Raw genomic sequence first — 18,027 nt, forward strand, 5'->3', positions numbered from 1 at the left:
TCCTCTATTGCCCGCGAATATGAGCGCAGCGAATGCCCTTTAAGAAACCTGCACCCGCTGCTTCTCAACCACCCGGCTACGGCCATACAACACGATGATTGCTGCAATCGCCACAGCCTGTGCACTCAGCGAATACGCATCGGCATGGATCCCCAACCATTCAAAGTCAAAGAACGGCACCGGTCGAGTGCCGAAGATCCCGGCTTCTTGCAGCGCTTTCACTCCATGCCCGGCAAACACCACCGACAAGGCGCACAAAAGACCGGCGTTGATGCTGAAGAACAGCGCCAGCGGCAGCTTCGCCGAACCGCGCAAAATCACCCAGGCCAGGCCGACCAGCAGCACCAGCGCCGTAGCCCCACCGGCCAGCACCGCGTTATGCCCCGCCGGACCTGCCTGCAACCACAGGGTTTCGTAGAACAGAATCACTTCGAACAGTTCGCGATACACCGAGAAAAACGCCAGGGTCGCAAAGCCGAAACGCCCACCGCCACCCACAAGGCTGGTCTTGATGTAATCCTGCCAGGCCGCCGCGTGACGACGGTCATGCATCCACACGCCCAGCCACAACACCATGACACTGGCAAACAACGCCGTCGCACCTTCCAGCAATTCGCGCTGCGAACCGCTGACGTCGATCACATAGGCTGCCAGCGCCCAGGTACCCAGTCCCGCCAAAAACGCCAACCCCCAACCGGCGTTGACGCTGCGTACCGCCGCCTGTTGACCCGTGTTGCGCAGGAAAGCCAGGATCGCCGCCAGCACCAGAATCGCTTCCAGACCTTCGCGCAGCAGAATCAGCAGGCCGGAAATGTAACTCAGCGACCAGCTCAAACCGTCGTTGCCCAGCAGGCCGGCCGATGCCTTCAACTTGGCCTTGGTCACGTCCAGGCGCTGCTCGACCTCGCTCACCGGCAGACCGTCCTGCAACGACTGACGGTAGGCCATCAGGGATTTTTCAGTGTCTTTACGCACGTTGGCGTCAATGTTATCCAGCGAGCTCTCAACCAGCTCGAAGCCTTCCAGATACGCCGCTACGGATAAGTCATAAGCCTGATCATGCTCACCGGTACGATACGCCGCGATGCTCTTGTCCAGAGTGGCTGCGGTGTAGTCGAGCAGTTGCGCCGGGCCACGCTTGACCTGCGGCGGTTGCGCCCGCTGGGCACGGAAGGTTGCGGTGGCTTGCGGGCCTTCGGCGGTCTGTACTTCGGCCGGGGTCTGACGAGCCAGGTCGGCGATGTTGTAGGTCTTTTCAGCCTTGGCCGTCGCCGGGTCAACACTGAAGCTGGCGATATAGGTGGCAAGGTCCCAACGCTGACGATCATCCAGTTGATCGGCAAAGGCCGGCATGTCAGTCCCCTCGACGCCCAGACCCAAGGTGCTGTAGATCGCGTAGAGGCTCTGTCGATCCAGCCGCTTGGTATCGCGCAGGTTGGACGGCGGTGGCTTCATCCCGACGCCCGCCGGGCCATCGCCGGCCCCTGTATCGCCATGGCAGACCGAGCAATGCTGAGCGTACAACGGCGCGCCACGCGCCGGGTCCGGCGTAATGACCGGGGCCTGGCTGACTTCATAGGCCACAGCCAGCTTTGCACCGAGTTGCCGGGCCTGGCGAGTGACATCAGCACCGTCCTGACGGGCGCCGATGGAATTTCCCAGCGCGGTCAGGCTTTGCTCCAGCGCGGCTTTTTCCGGTTTGGCCGGCATGGCCGCAATCAGACTTCCCAGCGTCTTGACCGACTCTTGTTGCGCGCGAAATCCGGCCTGGTCCGTGATGCTGCCCGCCTGCACCGTGTCCGGGTAATCCGCGCCGATGTAATCGAGCAAGTGCAGCGCCTGCGGCGCACCTTCGGCGGGGGCGGCCAGCAGTTGAACGCTGCACGCCGCGAACAGCGGCAGCAACAGCCAGGCCAGCAAACGGGAGGGGGCAATCATGAATGAATCTCAATTTGAAAAACGAAGTTACATATTGTTAACGCCCAACGGGTTTCGCTCAAGCATTGTCGGGACTTCCGGTGAAATCACGGGCTCTCCAAGGTATTGATACACCAATGAAAAAGGCGACCTCATGGGTCGCCTTCCTGGATTTCTGCGGGTTTAGACCGCAGCTTTGCGCAGCGTCGCCATGAATGCTGCCGCACCGATGAACAGTCCGGCAAAGGTCCGATTCATGCGTTTTTGCTGTTTCGGTGTGCGCAGCAGACGCAACACCCTGGACGCCAGACCGGTGTAGCCGGCCATGACGATCAAGTCGACGCAGATCATGGTCACGCCGATCACCAGATACTGAATCAGCAGTGGAGCATGAGGATCGATGAACTGCGGCAACACCGCCAGCATGAACACCAGCGCCTTGGGGTTACTGATGTTCACCAGGAAACCACGGAACACCAGGGCCATCGGCTTGCCGATCTGACGCACCGCCGCGTCATCGCTCATATCGCTGGGCAGCGCACGCCATTGCTTGATCGCGAGGTAGACCAGGTACGCCACGCCAAACCATTTGATCGCAAGAAAGGCTGTGGCCGACGCCGTCAGAATCGCGCCCACACCGGCGCCGACGATGGCGATCTGCACTGCAAGGCCCAATTGCAGACCCAGGGCGTTCCAGTAGCCGCGCCAGAATCCGTATTGCAGACCGCTGGACATCGACGCAATGGCGCCGGCACCGGGGGACAGGCTGATCACCCAGCAGGCGGCAAAAAACGCCAGCCATGTTTCAAGCTCCATTGCACACCTCGACTCAGACTCGTGACAGATGTCTAAGCTAATGCGGCTTTGATTGGATGACTACCGATTTTTTACAGGACATGGCGACTGCTAACAGCCAAAAGCAAAGATCGCAGCCTTCGGCAGCTCCTACAGGGAAACGCATTCCAATGTAGGAGCTGCCGAAGGCTGCGATCTTTAGATCTTGAGCTGGCTTACTTTTCAAATCCGCTGGAAGGAAACACATCCGTCCCGCGCCAGCGCCGCACCGAACGCTGGAAGAACAAACTGTTGGGCACTTGCACCATGGCGCTGCCAGTGCCGAGTTCTTCGGCCTCGATCAGCGTGGTGTACAGCAGGTTGATCGCCACCACCCGGCCTTTGACGCCAGGCTTGTCGGTGGTGTCCACCAACTCGACCACATCACCGAGGCGGAACGGACCGACGGTAAAGATCAGAATCGCGCAGAGAAGATTGGAGAGCACGCTCCACATGGCGAAAAACGCCACCGCCGCGACCGCGACAAAACCGGATAGCGCGGTCCAGAGCACCGTGGCCGAAACCCCGAGGCGCTCCAGCACGAAAATCAACGCACTGCCCATGATCAGCCAGCGCAGGCCCCCGCGCAGCGGCATCAGCAACTGCGGCGGAAACGGGTAGCGCTCACCGAGACGAGTCAGGCATTTGGCAACAAAGCGCTGGGTGATGTAACCGGCGAGCAGGATCAGCAGGATTTGCACGCCGAGCCAGATCGGCTCGACCCACACCGCCGGCAGCGGCAGCTTGAAGGCGTCCATCAGGACAGTGCCTCCAGCTCCGCCTGCATGCCTTCCAGCAATTCCAGGGCTTCCATCCACGCTTCCTCCAGCTCCGCCTCACGCACCTTCAGCTTGGCCTGTTCGGCTAGCAGATCACGCAATTCGTTCTTACGTGCCGGTTCGTAGATGTCACTGTCGCCGAGACTGGCGTCGATTTTCGCCAGCTTTTCGTGGAGCTTGCCCAGCTCGGCTTCGAGCTTGTCAGCCTCGCGCTTGTGCGGTGCCAGTTGCTGACGCAACGCAGCAGCGGCCTGACGCTGGGCTTTCTTGTCGGTCTTGTCCGGGTTGACCGGCGTGTTGCTGACCGGGGCGTTGCGCTGGCGATACTCCACCAGCCAGCGGGTGTAGTCCTCCAGATCGCCGTCGAACTCTTCGACTTTGCCGTCCGCCACCAGATAGAAATTGTCGGTGGTGCTTTTGAGCAAGTGACGATCGTGAGAGACCACCAGTACCGCACCACTGAATTCCTGCAGGGCCATGGTCAACGCCAGGCGCATTTCCAGGTCCAGGTGGTTGGTCGGTTCGTCGAGCAGCAACAGGTTCGGTCGGTCCCAGGCGATCAAGGCCAACGCCAGGCGCGCTTTCTCTCCACCGGAGAAATTCAGTACCGGTTCGTCGATTCGCGCGCCACGGAAGTCGAAACCGCCGAGGAAGTCGCGCAGGGTCTGTTCGCGCTCGGTCGGCGCCAGGCGCTGCAAGTGCAGCAAAGGGCTGGCCTTGGAATCCAGAGAATCGAGTTGATGCTGGGCGAAGTAACCGACCACGGTGTTCTCGCCACGGGTCAAGCGACCGGCCAATGGCGAGAGCTCACCGGCAAGGTTCTTGATCAGGGTCGATTTACCGGCACCGTTCGGGCCGAGCAGACCGATTCGCGCACCCGGGGTCAGTTGCAGCTTGACCTTCTCCAGCACGGCTTTGTCGCCGTAACCCAGGCGGGCATCGGACAGGTCGATCAGCGGGCTGGAAATCTTCTGCGATTCACGGAAGACAAAGTCGAACGGCGAATCGACGTGGGCAGCGGTCAGCTCTTCCATCCGCTCCAGTGCCTTGATCCGGCTCTGGGCCTGACGCGCCTTGGTCGCCTGGGCCTTGAAGCGGGCGATGTAGCTTTCCATGTGCGCACGTTGCACCTGCTGCTTCTCGTACGCCTGCTGTTGCTGGGCCAGGCGTTCGGCACGGGCACGCTCGAAGGCACTGTAGCCACCGCGGTACAGGGTGATCTTGCGCTGATCGACGTGGGCCACGTGATCGACCACGGCATCGAGGAAGTCGCGGTCGTGGGAAATCAGCATCAAGGTGCCGGGATAGCTCTTGAGCCATTCTTCGAGCCAGATGATGGCGTCGAGGTCCAGGTGGTTGGTTGGTTCGTCGAGCAGCAGCAGGTCCGATGGGCACATCAAGGCCTGTGCCAGGTTCAGACGCATCCGCCAGCCACCGGAGAAATCCCCGACCTGACGATCCATCTGCTCATTGGTGAACCCGAGACCGGCCAGCAACTTGCGCGCCCGGGCGTCGGCGGTGTAACCGTCGGCGCTGTCGAGTTCGGAGTGCAGGCGGGCCTGTGCGGCACCGTCATGGGCCGCTTCGGCTGCCGCCAGGTCGCGTTGCACCTGGCGCAGGCGCAGGTCGCCATCGAGCACGTAGTCGACCGCCAGGCGTTCGAGGGTGTCGACCTCCTGGCGCATGTGGGCGATACGCCAGTCGGCCGGCAGGAAGCAATCACCCGAGTCCGGGTGCAGCTCGCCCCGAAGCAAGGCGAACAGGCTCGATTTGCCGGCGCCGTTGGCACCGATGAGGCCGGCTTTGTGGCCGGCGTGCAGGGTCAGCTCGGCGTCTTCTAGCAGACGTTGCGGGCCACGCTGTAAAGTCAGGTTCTGAAGTCGAATCATAATGGCGGCGGAGTCTACCAGCTTCGCTCGCAACTGGCGCGAGTAGCACTATGTCCTCTGACCTGTGGAGTTTTTCCCTTAGTACTTATGCCCAGCCCGGCGTTGAACCCGCATGCCTGCAATTGCAGTCGGCGGGCATCAATGTGTGCTTGCTACTCTGCGGACTGTGGCTGGGAGAACGTGGCGTCGCCTTTAACGAACACCGATTGCAGCAACTGCGTAGCGTGGCCGAGCCGTGGGACGCAGACGTGGTGCGACCGCTGCGAGCCTTGCGGGTGAATTGGAAAGTCGTTGCCGCCGACGATGGCGAACTGAATGCTTTGCGCGAGCAAGTGAAGGCACTCGAACTGGAAGCCGAGCGACATCTGTTGGTACGACTGGAACGATCGGCGTTGAGTTGGCCGCAAGGTGAGGCGACCGATCTATCGGCCTGGCTCAATGGTGTGGCGGCAGGCGCCGCCCACCTGGACCGCGACGCGCTGCATCAGCTGCGCGTCGCGGTAACCGGCACTTAGGAAGCGCTGGTTGGGGTGGTTGCTGCGATCGATGCGGCGGCCGGCGTTGGCGCTGGCGTGGCTGTCGAGGTGGCTGCTGCTAAAGCAGACGTTGCTGCCGGAGCCGGGTTGGCTGGCTTGGCAACTGGCGCGGCGGCCGGCTTGGCGGCAACAGGTTTTTTCACTGCTGGTTTTGCAGCTGGCTTCGCCGCCGCTGGCTTGGCAGCGGGTTTGGCGGTGGCCGGTTTGGCAGTGGCCGGTTTGGCAGCAGCGGCAGGTTTAGCCGCAGCAGGTTTGGCTGCCGGTTTAGCGGCCGACTTGGCCGCTGCTTTTACAGCGGGTTTGGCCGCTGCTTTTACAGCGGGTTTGGCCGCAGTTTTCGCAGCAGGTTTTGCAGCGGTTTTAGCCGCGACAGATTTGGCGGCCGGCTTCGCAGCAGGCTTCGCTGCTGCAGTTCTGGCTGCGGGTTTTGCTGCGGGTTTAGCGGCCGTTTTTGCAGCTGGTTTTGCAGCTGGTTTTGCAGCCGCGGTTTTCGCCACGGCGGGTTTGACAGCAGCAGTTCTTGCAGCACTAGATTTGGCTGCGGCAGGCTTGGCTGGCGTCGTTTTAACAGCCGGTTTCGCAGCGCTGGCAGCGACTGCTTTTCTCGCTGCTGGTTTGGCTGCGGCTTTCACCGGTGCTTTGGCGGCCGGCTTGGCCGGTGCTTTTGCAGCAACCGGTTTGGCAGCGGCTTTCTTCGCAGGTGCCGCAGCAGGTTTGGCTGCACGCAGGGACAACGCCTTGCCGACAGCCTCTTGTACACGACCGACGCCCTGGGCCAGTTTCAGGCTTTCCTGGGCATCGCGCTTGAGTTGCAGAATGTAGCCGCGGGTTTCCGATTGACGATCCTTGAGGGCATCGAGCAGCTCTTCAAGGTCGGCCACTGCGTCCTTGGCCTTGGCTTGTGCCTTGGCTTTTCCGGCCGCCGCAGCGTCCTGCAATTTGGTGCGGGACTTGTGCAGTTTTTCTTGCGCTTTTCCGCGCTGCTTTTCCAGTTTGGCGAGCAGTTTTTCAGCATCAGCCAAGGCTTCGGAACAAGCGGTTTCCAGGTGCTCGAGCAGGCTGCCCGAGAGTTGTTGGAGCAGGTGCAATGGAGTGTTTACTGGCTTCTTGGTGGCCGACATGGTTTACCTCCTGGCTGAAGTGAGTGCGGCTCATACTAGACCTCTGCTGCAACCGCCGCTAGGGCATGTTGACACTATCGAAAGCCCCGCGTTGCAAAGGATCGAAAAACTTCTGCCGCGACGCAAAAGCAGTTCACCGTTGCGCGCATTCTCACTGGCATAATCGCCCGCAATTCAGGTCGGAGAGTGCCCATGTCGCGCTACCTTTTTTTATCGCTGTGCGTGTTTTTTTCGGCGGCCCAAGCCGCCGCGACAACACAGGAAAATGAAGCCCGCGATCTCGCTTACAGCCTGGGTGCGAGCCTTGGCGAACGCTTGCGCCAGGAGGCTCCCGACCTGCAACTCCAGGCGCTGGTCGAAGGATTGCAGCAGGCCTATCAGGGCAAACCGCTGGCGCTGAAGGACGAGCAGATCCGGCAGATATTGACCGAACATGAAGCCCGGATCGCCATGCAGTCAGCCGAGCCGCAAAGCGAAATGGCGCTGGAAAAGGAACAGCGTTTTCTCGCCACAGAAAAGACCAAGCCCGGCGTGCGCGAACTGGCTGATGGCGTGTTGCTGAAGGAGTTGACGCCAGGCACTGGTGCCAAGGCCGGACCGAATGGCAAAGTGCAGGTGCTGTACATCGGTCGCTTGCCCGATGGCACGGTGTTCGATCAGAACAGCCAGCCACAATGGTTCAGTCTCGACAGCGTGATCGCCGGATGGCGCAGTGCATTGCAAAACATGCCGGTCGGGGCGAAATGGCGACTGGTGATTCCGTCGGCCCAAGCCTATGGCGCCGACGGTGCCGGCGACGTGATCGCACCGTTCACTCCATTGGTGTTCGAAGTCGAATTGCGCGGTGCAACCAGCTGACAGCGGAAATGAAAAACGGCGTGCCTTGGCACGCCGTTTCGGGGTCTTGCAGGAAGTGCTTCAGGCCTGAACCGAATCGGCTTCCTTGTGGGCTGTGTGCAGCACTTCGATCAGGCAGTCTTCCAGTTCGAAGCGTTCGTGCAACAGGCTACCCAGTTCCTTGAACTTCTGCGCAACGCATTTGCCTTCGTCGCAAAGGTCATTGAACGCAAGCAGCTTTTCAGTGATGACATCGATGCGCGGGTAGATGGTCTCGGCGAGCTCCAGCCCACGCTTGTCGTTGAAGGCCTTGGCCTCCCCCGTCAGCTGTTCGTAGATCTCGAAATGCCCGGCCGATACATAATCGACCAACACGCCGCAGAACTCCTGCAATGGCTTGCGATTCGTGGACAGTGCCTCTGGATCGGCACCGAGCTTGTCGTATGCATCGATCAGCTCTTCGCGCTCCTGCAACCAGCGATCGATCAGCAGGTGCACTCCACCCCAGCGTTCCTGAGCATTCTGACAACTTTCGAGCATGGTGATCTCTCTTCCCTTGTGGGTCAGCTGCTCAATGCCCGTCGCCCTCTTGTTACGTCGGGGGCGATTTCAGGCAGAGCGTCATCGAGCAACATAATTCCAATGACACGTGCGGGCCAGATTATGCCCGCACGACACTGGCTTCAAGGTACGCAGGCGATAAAGTTCATACAAGTGTTTAATCGCCCGCAAAGGCCCGGTGCGACGACTCGCCGCTAAGTGGTCGCTGATAGCTGGTCCAGACCAGTCGCAACGACTGGTAAACGGCCAGAATCATCATCGCGACGAAGAACAGCAGGCTCCACTCGGTGAGACTCAGATCGAACAGCGTCCAGGAAATTTCCACACAATCGGCAGCGCCCTTGAACATTTGTTGTACGACGGATAGCCACGGAGAACTGGCCAACAGGTCCTCCAGATGGGTCGAGCACTCTGCTGCCTGTTCCGTCGGAAGGCTTTGCAGCAGGACCTGTCGCCACGCCGTGACAGTGCCGGCGAGGCTGCAACAAAGACTGAGCAGCCAATACAGAACGTTTCCGATGCGACCGGGGCCATGGACCGAAGCCAACAGGCAGACACCGGCAAAGAGCGCCATGCAAAACCGTTGCAACAGACACAATCCACAAGGCCGCAGGCCGACTGCATATTCCAGGTAGTAGGAAACGCCCATCGCCAGAGCGCCCGCAATGAAAGCCATGAAAAACAAGGAGCGTGAGCAGGCCAAAGACATGGCTTTTCCGTAAAAGTAGTGACAGACCATTACGGTAGAGGAAAGCGCGACGGCCTTACAAGGCAAGTGCCCACAGACACTTCAGCACAGGCGTAGGGAAATCCCGACGCAGGCGAGAGGATAAAATGTAGTCCTCTGTAGGACTTTGCCTGCGACGAGATGCGGCAACTGAATTTCAACTATTCATCGCACTGCGGCGAGGGCGATCACTCCTTCGCCGCAGGTCATCGCTCAGACGCCGAAACCTGGCGCCAGCGAACGGGTCAAGCGCGGACTGGCACTGGCAGAGGGGCCGCGAGCAAGCGTTCATCCAATAACCCCAGGCCTTCCTGAAACAGCTGGTTGCTGCGCTCGGTATCGCCCATTTGCGCCAGCAAGCGTGCCAGTTCCGCACAGGCTTCCGGATTGCGTTGTACACGCAGGCTGTTTTCCAGATAGTCCCGGGCTTTGCCCCACAAACTGTTTTGCAGGCATAGACGCCCCAGTGTCAGTAGCAGGCCCGGATCGGCCGGATGGTCCTTGAGCCAGCCTTCGGCGGCCTGCAACTGGCGGGCCGGATCATTGCCGCGAACCAGTCCGTAGAGTCGTGCCAGATGACTGTCGTAACTGCGTTTGAGAGCAGTACGCAGCACTTCTTCGGCCTCGACCTGAGCCCCCAATTGACGCAGTTGTTCGGCATACGCGAGCACCAGTTGCGGCTCCTGACGCTGTGCCGAGGTCAATTGTTGCCAGGCACGTTCAAGCGATTGCTGCCCCTCCGTTCCGTTTTCTTCCCGTTGCGCTGCCAGAGACAGGTTCGCCCCCCAGGCCCGACGCTCCAGCTCGGCGAGCTCGGCCGCCGGCAGGATTTTGTCTTTGCGCAGCTCCGGCAGCAGGCGAATCACTGCCGACCAGTCACCACGCTGCTCAAGCAAGCGCTGCAACTGCCGCAGGGTCTGTGCGTTATGAGGATGGCGTTCACGCATGGCTTGCAGGGTGGCGAGTGCACCTTCGGTATCACCGCGATCGGTCTGCAACTGAGCGTGGCTCAAGGCGATAGCCAACTCGGCCTGAGGCTGACGCTCCAGGGCGCGCTCCAGCAAGTTGTCGCTTTCTTCGTAATGGCCTTGTTCGTTCGCGGCACGGGCCGCACCGAGGTAGTAAAGCAGCGGCTGGCGCTCGGCTTCGGCGGCCCGATGCAAGTGACGTTGCGCACTGGCCCAGCGACCCTCGGCCAGGTCCAGTTGACCGTGCTCGATCGCCACCTGCACCCGACGACTGCGGTTACGCCGAGACCACGGGTTGACCACGCCACTGGATGTCATCACCAGTTCGACCAGCGATTTGACGCCCCAGATCACCAGCCAGAGCACAGCCACCAGCGCCAAAGTAGCCCACAGGCTCGACTCGTAGCGGAAGGTCTTGTAGGCAATCAGCACGTAACCGGAGTGTTCGGCAATCGCCAGCCCCAGCGCAGCGGCAGCGGCGATCACGAGGAACACGATCACATAGAGGCGTTTCATGGCGTGGCCTCCGGCGCGGTGTTCGCGGCAGGCCTGGCCAGTGGCTTGACCGAGTCTTCGGCATTGACGTTGCGCCGCTCCAGATACCCCTGCACCGAGCTCAGGGTGCCGGTCATGTCCGGAGTGACTACGGTGACAGGTTGCTTGCTCAACTCGGCCACCTGCTCAAGCATCACTTTGCTTTGTGCGTTGTCCGGGTTGAAGTTGCCCTTGAGGATGTCCCGCGCTTCGTCCAGCACCTGGGAGTAAACCGCCGCCTGGCCATTGAGTGCGGCCCACTGCGCTTGCTCCAGCGCCAGGCTCAGGGCCAGGCGTACCTGACTCAGGCTCTGGCCGGCCAGCAATGGGCGAACGTTTTTGTCGGCACTGAAATCGATACGGATGTAGCGGGAAATCTGATCCCACCATTGCGCCCAGCGGCTGGCACCGTCGCCATCGGCGGTCAGGCCCAGCAACGAATCGCCACGGTCCTTGTACTCCGGCGCCAGCTCGGTGAGGCTGGCCACTTGATCGCGCAGCGCGCCCAGACGCAGAAACAGCCCGGTGCGATCCGGTTGTTCGGTACTGCGCAAGGCAATCAGGGTCTTGGCCACCTGCTCGCGAGCGGCAAAAGAGCCTGGGTCGTTCTGCTCGCGCAGTATCTCATCGGCACCCTGGACCAGTGCCTGGGCGCTGCTGATGTCCTGCAAGGCCGACAGTCGCAGGCTGGCCAGACGCAGCAGGTGCTCGGCCTCGGCCAGACGCCAGTCCTTGCGACTGGCGCCGAGTACGGTTTCCAGCCGTTGGTTCAGCCGCTGCTGATCACCTTGCAGCTGAATCACCAGACGGCTACGTGCTTCCAGTTCATCGGCGGGAGGTAATTGCGCCAGGCGTGCGCTCAGGCGCTCCTCATTGAGCTTGAGGTTTTGCGCCTGGTCATTCAGCACCTGCATCTGGCTCAGTTGCTGCTGATTATTGGCTTGCAGGTGACGCACCTGCCAGACACCCCAACCGCCCACCGCGACACCGGCCGCTCCCAACAGCAGCGCAATGATTGCCAGACCATTGCCTCGACGCTGCTCGGCAGCAGGTGGCGGCGGCGGTATTTCATCAACAGGTGCATCAACAGGTGCATCAAGCACCGGTCGCGAGTCATCTTTAGGCAAGGCTGTTTCGCTCACGTATCCATCCTTTGCATTAGAAAACGGGTACGGGATGCTCCCGTAACGCCGTCAGCAAGGCCGCGGCACTCGCACCGCGACAATCCACAACTGTTTTGGCCCCGGCGGCACGCGCCAGCTCGGCAACCCTGGGGCTTGGTACAAACAACGGCAACTGCGCCAACTGCGGCCAGGCGTCGCCGGCCAATTGATGCAGGTGCTCAAAACCTTGTCCACTGCTGACCACCAGCCCGTTCAGGCGTTCCGCCTGGATCCGTTGCGGCAGTAGTGTCGGCGGGTAAATCGGTAATGCCCGGCGGTACAGCTCCAGATACTCGACACTAGCACCAAGCTCACGCAAACGCTCAGCCAGCAACTCGCGCCCGCCCTCCCCGCGCAGGATCAGCACTCGCGCATCGGGTTGTGCGATAGCCTCGCGCAGTCGGGAAAGTTCGAGCAAGGCTTCACTGTCATCGCCCTCTGCCGGGAAGCTCACGTCCAACCCGTGATCCTCGAGGATCTGCGCAGTCGCCGCGCCGACGCTGAACCACTTCACACCGGGCGGTGTTGGCCAATACCGCTCGAGCAGTTCGACGCCGATCCGGGCGGCCGGCTTGCTGACCACGATGACGGCGCAGAACTGATCCAGCGCCAGAATCACCTGGCGCATTGTGTCAGTGGCCGCAATGGGCATGATGTCCAAAAGCGGCAGACTGTTACTGAATATCCCCTGCTCGGCCAAAAGACTGCTCAGCGCCGCCGACTCATCGGCGGGACGCGTCAGCAGCAAGCGCCAGCCGATCACTCGTGACCAGCCTCGCCATAGACCGCTTTGAGTATGGCGTCGGCACCCTGGCTGAGAAGGTCTTCGGCCACTCGCACTCCCAGCGCTTCGGCATCGCCGCGAGGAGCGCGGGCCTCTGCGCTGAGCAGCAGACCACCCTTTGGATCGCCCACCAGCCCGCGCAACCACACCTGCTCACCTTCCAGCACGGCGTAGCAGGCAATCGGCACCTGGCAGCCACCATTGAGGTGCTTGTTGAGAGAGCGTTCGGCGGTCACGCGGGTGGCGGTGTCCTGGTGATGCAGGGGCGCCAGCAGAGCGTGGATTTCACGGTCGGCGCTGCGGCATTCGATACCCACCGCGCCCTGGCCACCGGCTGGAAGGCTGTCGTCGACGCTGATGGCCGAGGTAATGCGATCTTCAAATCCCAGGCGTATCAGGCCGGCAGCGGCGAGGATGATGGCGTCGTATTCGCCGGCATCGAGCTTGGCCAGGCGAGTGTTGACGTTGCCGCGCAGGAAGCGGATTTCCAGGTCCGGGCGACGGGTCAGCAATTGAGCCTGGCGGCGCAGGCTGGAGGTGCCGACGATGCTGCCATGGGGCAACTCATCGAGACTGGTGTAGGTGTTGGAAACGAAGGCGTCGCGCGGGTCTTCCCTTTCGCAAATGCAGAACAGGCCAAGGCCTTCGGGGAAGTCCATCGGCACGTCCTTCATGGAGTGCACGGCGATGTCTGCTTCATTGTCCAATAGAGCGGTTTCGAGTTCCTTGACGAACAGGCCCTTGCCGCCGATTTTCGACAGCGGTGAGTCAAGCAGCTTGTCACCACGACTGACCATGGGGACGAGTGTCACCAGCAGGCCCGGATGAGCCGCTTCAAGACGGGCTTTGACGAATTCGGCCTGCCACAGGGCGAGAGCGCTTTTGCGGGTGGCGATGCGGATCTGGCGAGAGGACATGGATCAATCCGTACTGAATAGATACGGCGGATAATAACAGCTCAGCCAAATCCACTTTGACTTGTATCAGATACTACTCGGCCTCCCTGGCCCCGGATGTCCGGCAATCGGGTGTGAAATTCGCCTGCGAACAGCTGTTTAAAGCTGTTGCATCATCTTGCGCACGCCAGCCACATGACGCCGGCTGACGATCAGCGCATCACCATTGAGGCCTTTGAGGAACAGCTGAAAATGCCCCAGGGGTGTGCGTTGCAGTCGCTCGATACGCTCGCGGGCGACCAGCGCATTGCGATGGATACGCACGAAACGGTCACCGAATTCGTCTTCGAGGGCCTTGAGCGGCTCATCGAGTAGCACTTCGCCGCCTTCGTGGCGCAAGGTCACGTATTTGTGGTCGGCAATGAAATACACCACCTGATCCAGCGGAATCAGCTCGATCCCTTTACGGGTTCGGGCGCTGATATGGCTGCGCGGTCCGTTGCCGCTTTCGGCAGCAGGGCGGGTCAGGGCGGCGAGCTGGGCACGATTGGGGCGCTCGGCTCTCTTTAATGCGTCATGTAATTGTTCAGTTCTCACAGGTTTCACCAGATAGCCTACGGCGCTGGCCTGTAAGGCTTCCACGGCAAATTCATCGGGCCCGGCGCAGAACACCACGGCGGGAGGGGTTTCGCGTTCGCACAACCGCGCAGCCACTTGCAGGCCATCCAGGCCGGGCATGCGGATATCAAGCAGCACGATATCCGGTTTGTGGCTGTCGATCAGTGCCAACGCCTCTTCGCCATTCGTGGCACTAGGCTCCAGGACACTGTATCCCTCGAGTTCGCCAACCATTCGGCTCAGGCGCTCGCGGGCCAAGGGTTCGTCATCAACGATCAGGACATTCATATTGCGCTGGATTCCTGCGTGAGTCTCGCACAAGGATAGCGTAGACAGGTGAAGTGACGTCCGTCACCGCGATCCACGCTAAGACTAGCGCGAGCGTCAAAAAGTGCCGCTGGTCCGGCGGCTAAATTTTCATCTGCCGGGCGATTGGCGGCCCAGGCCCGCATTGGCGACACGTCGCCACAGGGTTTGCTGTTACGCAATCTGAACACTCCCCTCTTTTTATAATCAGCGGCTGCAACGAAAAGTGCGCTGATCCTACTGTCCAACTGTAGACGGTTGCCGGGACGATACAGCTCAATTGGAAAATATCGTTCCGCAAAAATGCGCGGGGCTTACCCAAGCCTGGACTCGTCCCCCCAAAAAAACCTGTCGACCAGTGTCAGCGACAGGATTGGCAACCCTGTTATTATCCGCGTCAGCGTTCCACGCCTTCCTACTTCAAGCCGATACGAGCGAATTCATGAGCACTGACAAGACCAATCAGTCCTGGGGCGGCCGCTTCAGTGAACCCGTCGACGCCTTCGTCGCCCGCTTCACCGCCTCCGTCACCTTCGACCAGCGCCTGTATCGCCACGACATCATGGGCTCGATTGCCCACGCCACCATGCTGGCCAAGGTCGGCGTGCTGACCGATGCCGAGCGCGACAGCATCATCGATGGCCTGAAGACCATCCAGGGTGAAATCGAGGCCGGCCAGTTCGACTGGCGCATCGACCTCGAAGACGTCCACATGAACATCGAGGCGCGGCTGACCGACCGCATCGGCGTGACCGGTAAAAAACTGCACACCGGCCGCAGCCGTAACGATCAGGTCGCTACCGACATCCGCCTGTGGCTGCGTGACGAAATCGACCTGATCCTGGCCGAAATCACCCGCCTGCAAAATGGCCTGCTGGAGCAAGCCGAGCGCGAAGCCGCCAGCATCATGCCGGGGTTCACCCACCTGCAGACTGCACAGCCGGTGACGTTCGGGCACCACATGCTGGCCTGGTTCGAAATGCTCAGCCGCGACTACGAGCGCCTGGTCGACTGCCGCAAGCGCACCAACCGCATGCCGCTGGGCAGCGCCGCGCTGGCCGGCACTACCTATCCGATCGATCGTGAATACACCGCTCAACTGCTGGGTTTCGACGCGGTAGGCGGCAATTCGCTGGATAACGTCTCCGATCGCGATTTCGCCATCGAATTCTGCTCGGCCGCCAGCATCGCGATGATGCACCTGTCGCGCTTCTCCGAAGAGTTGGTGCTGTGGACCAGTGCGCAGTTCCAGTTCATCGATCTGCCGGACCGTTTCTGCACCGGCAGCTCGATCATGCCGCAAAAGAAAAACCCGGACGTACCGGAGCTCGTGCGTGGCAAGACCGGTCGCGTATTCGGCGCGCTGATGGGCCTGTTGACCCTGATGAAAGGCCAGCCTCTGGCCTACAACAAGGACAACCAGGAAGACAAGGAACCGCTGTTCGACGCCGCCGATACCCTGCGCGACTCGCTGCGGGCCTTTGCCGACATGGTTCCGGCGATCAAGCCCAAGCACGCGATGATGCGCGAAGCGGCCCTGCGCGGGTTCTCCACCGCCACCGACCTGGCCGACTACCTGGTGCGTCGCGGCCTGCCATTCCGTGATTGCCACGAAATCGTCGGTCATGCCGTGAAGTACGGCGTGGACAGCGGCAAGGACCTGGCGGAAATGAGCCTGGAAGAGCTGCGCAAGTTCAGCGACCAGATCGATCAGGACGTGTTCGCCGTGCTGACCCTCGAAGGCTCGGTCAATGCCCGTAACCACATCGGCGGTACTGCGCCGGCGCAGGTGAAGGCTGCTGTAGTGCGCGGCCAGGCACTTCTGGCCAGTCGCTAAATCGTCAAATGCATCGCGAGCAGGCTCGCTCCCACACTGGATAGTGTTCGCACATCCAACCCTGCGGGAGCGAGCCGGCTCCGGGCGGCGTTCCGACGATGACTGACTTCAAAACCCCGCAGAACTACTTCTTGGCAGCAATCATCGCCATGAACGCCGGCATCGCCGCTTCCCTGTCCGCCGCCACTCGCTGAACGTTCGGGTTTTCCCCCAACCGCTGCAACAGCGCCTTGGCCGCCGGCAGCTCGGCCAACAGATCGATGTCAAACAACTTCTTGGCGACCCCACACGCCAGCGGCACGCTGAACAGGAAATACAGATCCGCCACGCTCAAGCTGTCGCCAGCCACGTAAGGGCTGAATTTGCCGTGCCGGCCCAGGGCTGCCATCCCCAACAACAGTTCGGCCTTGGTTTTTTCCTTGATCGCTTCCGGTACGGTCATGCCGAAGAATGCTTCGCCGTAACAGGCCCGCCCCGGCAATTCGATATACAGCTCGATCTCTTTGGCCAGTGCCAGCACCTGCGCGCGTTCGAACGGATCGCTCGGTAGCAGCGGCGTGCCGTTCTGACTTTGCTCGATGTATTCGAGGATCACGCTGGTTTCATTGATGAAGCCCTGTTCTACGTGCAACACCGGGACCTTTCCGCGGGGGCTGATTGCCAGTGCCTCGGGGCTGGTGCCGGCGTAAAACGGCACTTCTTCGAAGGGCAGTCCTTTTTCCAGCAGCGCCAGTTTGACCATGTTGTAGTAGTTACTGACGGAGAATCCATAAAGCTTGATCATCACAAAGCCTCCAGACCATGCGGGGTGGGCAGTGCCTGTTTATAGAACGCTGCCGGGATTCTTGCCAGCAGCATCACGCCGCCGAATGCGGGTAAACTGGCCGCCTTTCCCTGAGGAGCCTGCCATGAGCGAGCTGAACGATATCGACAACGACGAAGAAGAGTTCGCCGAAAGTACCCTGATCCAGGCCATCGAAAACCAGATCGAAAGCGACAACCCGCCAGCGGCCAAGGCGACGTTCAACAAGCTGACGCTGGTGGGTTACGAGCGGGAAGAAATCCTCAACTTGATGGCTCACGTTTTGGCGGTAGAAATCGACGCGATCCTCGAAGAAGACCGCGCGTTCAACACCGAATGGTATGAAGCGGCGTTGCGCGCGCTGCCCGAGCTGCCGCCGGAAAAGCAGTAAGATCAAAAGATCGCAGCCTTCGGCAGCTCCTACGTGGATCGCATTCCAGGTAGGAGCTGCCGAAGGCTGCGATCTTTTTTATGCGGTCTACACTGGAAACACCCCGCCGCCCCACCACTCGCCGAGGAATGCTTCCCGAGGCAAAAAATCTCTGCCGCCAGCACTGGACATGCCGGACAAGCGGGTTCACCTTAGGGGCGCTGTCGTCCAATTCCTAGAAAGTCTGGAGTCCTTATGTCGCTTACCCCTGAGTTGGTTGCCGAACTGGAAGTCCTCGCACTCTTCAACCTGGACAGTTCCCAGGAAGGTCTGAAAATTCATCAGACCGCTGCCCCGAAACACATTGCCGCCGCCAAACGCCTCTTTGAAAAAGAACTGACCGACCAGCCTGATGGCGGTTACCTGACCAGCCTGGGTCGTGACGCCGCGCAAAATGTGCAATCCGTGCTGACCATTCTTAACGCCGAAGTAACAGCCTGAATTCTGCCGCATCGCCCACGGAGACCCCGATCCAGGGATTTCCGCGG

Annotated in this window: 18 protein-coding genes and 1 pseudogene; 5 read left to right on the forward strand and 14 right to left on the reverse strand. The window is 60.8% G+C overall.

The window, feature by feature from the left end; translation table 11 throughout:
* Positions 1–39: 39 nt before the first annotated feature.
* From AC1D19_RS09140 to AC1D19_RS09155, 4 genes are all read right to left on the reverse strand, one after another.
* Positions 40–1,938, reverse strand: a complete 1,899-nt coding sequence (locus AC1D19_RS09140; protein WP_477763009.1) for an FTR1 family protein — start codon at positions 1,936–1,938, stop codon at positions 40–42.
* Between the two features lie 162 nt (positions 1,939–2,100).
* A complete protein-coding gene (gene rhtB, locus AC1D19_RS09145) occupies positions 2,101–2,733 on the reverse strand; it encodes a homoserine/homoserine lactone efflux protein (protein ID WP_477763010.1) in 633 nt (210 codons plus the stop codon).
* Between the two features lie 194 nt (positions 2,734–2,927).
* Complete coding sequence (locus AC1D19_RS09150) at positions 2,928–3,509, reverse strand: mechanosensitive ion channel domain-containing protein (RefSeq protein ID WP_477763011.1); 582 nt, start codon at positions 3,507–3,509, stop codon at positions 2,928–2,930.
* A complete protein-coding gene (locus AC1D19_RS09155; RefSeq protein WP_477763012.1) occupies positions 3,509–5,419 on the reverse strand; it encodes an ATP-binding cassette domain-containing protein in 1,911 nt (636 codons plus the stop codon). The genes AC1D19_RS09150 and AC1D19_RS09155 overlap by 1 nt, the downstream gene beginning before the upstream one ends.
* 50 nt (positions 5,420–5,469) lie before the next feature.
* Here AC1D19_RS09155 and AC1D19_RS09160 point away from each other — a divergent pair, with 50 nt between their 5' ends.
* A complete protein-coding gene (locus AC1D19_RS09160) occupies positions 5,470–5,934 on the forward strand; it encodes a TIGR02444 family protein (RefSeq protein ID WP_477754322.1) in 465 nt (154 codons plus the stop codon).
* Here AC1D19_RS09160 and AC1D19_RS09165 read toward each other — a convergent pair.
* Positions 5,931–7,076 (reverse strand): AlgP family protein, encoded by a 1,146-nt coding sequence (locus tag AC1D19_RS09165; RefSeq protein ID WP_477763013.1) that lies wholly within the window; start codon positions 7,074–7,076, stop codon positions 5,931–5,933. The two genes, AC1D19_RS09160 and AC1D19_RS09165, sit on opposite strands and share 4 nt — an antisense overlap.
* Positions 7,077–7,268: 192 nt before the next feature.
* Here AC1D19_RS09165 and AC1D19_RS09170 point away from each other — a divergent pair, with 192 nt between their 5' ends.
* The gene (locus tag AC1D19_RS09170) at positions 7,269–7,934 is read left to right on the forward strand and encodes an FKBP-type peptidyl-prolyl cis-trans isomerase (RefSeq protein WP_477763014.1); all 666 of its coding nucleotides are present in this window, start codon (positions 7,269–7,271) and stop codon (positions 7,932–7,934) included.
* Between the two features lie 60 nt (positions 7,935–7,994).
* On the opposite strand, the gene rsd is transcribed toward AC1D19_RS09170, so the two are convergent.
* From rsd to AC1D19_RS09210, 8 genes and pseudogenes are all read right to left on the reverse strand, one after another.
* Positions 7,995–8,453 carry a sigma D regulator gene (gene rsd, locus AC1D19_RS09175; protein ID WP_477763015.1) on the reverse strand — a complete coding sequence of 153 codons (459 nt, stop codon included), beginning with the start codon at positions 8,451–8,453 and terminating at the stop codon, positions 7,995–7,997.
* Between the two features lie 178 nt (positions 8,454–8,631).
* Complete coding sequence (locus AC1D19_RS09180) at positions 8,632–9,183, reverse strand: disulfide bond formation protein B (protein WP_477763016.1); 552 nt, start codon at positions 9,181–9,183, stop codon at positions 8,632–8,634.
* Between the two features lie 263 nt (positions 9,184–9,446).
* The gene (locus AC1D19_RS09185; protein ID WP_477763017.1) at positions 9,447–10,685 is read right to left on the reverse strand and encodes a heme biosynthesis HemY N-terminal domain-containing protein; all 1,239 of its coding nucleotides are present in this window, start codon (positions 10,683–10,685) and stop codon (positions 9,447–9,449) included.
* On the reverse strand, positions 10,682–11,845 hold the full coding sequence (locus AC1D19_RS09190) for a uroporphyrinogen-III C-methyltransferase (RefSeq protein WP_477763018.1): 1,164 nt from the start codon (positions 11,843–11,845) through the stop codon (positions 10,682–10,684). Before AC1D19_RS09190 ends, AC1D19_RS09185 begins: the two co-directional genes overlap by 4 nt.
* A gap of 16 nt (positions 11,846–11,861) precedes the next feature.
* Positions 11,862–12,629 (reverse strand): uroporphyrinogen-III synthase, encoded by a 768-nt coding sequence (locus AC1D19_RS09195; RefSeq protein WP_477763019.1) that lies wholly within the window; start codon positions 12,627–12,629, stop codon positions 11,862–11,864.
* Positions 12,626–13,567, reverse strand: a complete 942-nt coding sequence (hemC, locus tag AC1D19_RS09200) for a hydroxymethylbilane synthase (RefSeq protein WP_477754314.1) — start codon at positions 13,565–13,567, stop codon at positions 12,626–12,628. The genes AC1D19_RS09195 and hemC overlap by 4 nt, the downstream gene beginning before the upstream one ends.
* 138 nt (positions 13,568–13,705) lie before the next feature.
* Positions 13,706–14,452 carry a LytR/AlgR family response regulator transcription factor gene (locus AC1D19_RS09205; protein ID WP_223456459.1) on the reverse strand — a complete coding sequence of 249 codons (747 nt, stop codon included), beginning with the start codon at positions 14,450–14,452 and terminating at the stop codon, positions 13,706–13,708.
* A pseudogene (locus AC1D19_RS09210) lies at positions 14,449–14,571 on the reverse strand (sensor histidine kinase); the annotation flags it as partial. The gene AC1D19_RS09205 and the pseudogene AC1D19_RS09210, both read right to left, overlap by 4 nt.
* A gap of 341 nt (positions 14,572–14,912) precedes the next feature.
* Here AC1D19_RS09210 and argH point away from each other — a divergent pair.
* A complete protein-coding gene (argH, locus tag AC1D19_RS09215; RefSeq protein WP_477754313.1) occupies positions 14,913–16,307 on the forward strand; it encodes an argininosuccinate lyase in 1,395 nt (464 codons plus the stop codon).
* A gap of 124 nt (positions 16,308–16,431) precedes the next feature.
* Here argH and AC1D19_RS09220 read toward each other — a convergent pair whose 3' ends face one another.
* Positions 16,432–17,091: a glutathione S-transferase family protein gene (locus AC1D19_RS09220; protein ID WP_477752297.1), complete on the reverse strand. Its 660-nt coding sequence runs from the start codon at positions 17,089–17,091 to the stop codon at positions 16,432–16,434.
* Between the two features lie 124 nt (positions 17,092–17,215).
* Here AC1D19_RS09220 and AC1D19_RS09225 point away from each other — a divergent pair, with 124 nt between their 5' ends.
* Both AC1D19_RS09225 and AC1D19_RS09230 read left to right on the forward strand, forming a co-directional pair.
* Positions 17,216–17,500 (forward strand): hypothetical protein, encoded by a 285-nt coding sequence (locus AC1D19_RS09225; protein ID WP_007992234.1) that lies wholly within the window; start codon positions 17,216–17,218, stop codon positions 17,498–17,500.
* A gap of 234 nt (positions 17,501–17,734) precedes the next feature.
* The gene (locus tag AC1D19_RS09230; protein ID WP_007980796.1) at positions 17,735–17,980 is read left to right on the forward strand and encodes a TIGR02647 family protein; all 246 of its coding nucleotides are present in this window, start codon (positions 17,735–17,737) and stop codon (positions 17,978–17,980) included.
* Positions 17,981–18,027 lie beyond the last annotated feature (47 nt).

The sequence above is a fragment of the Pseudomonas sp. P1_C12 genome (assembly GCF_056406435.1).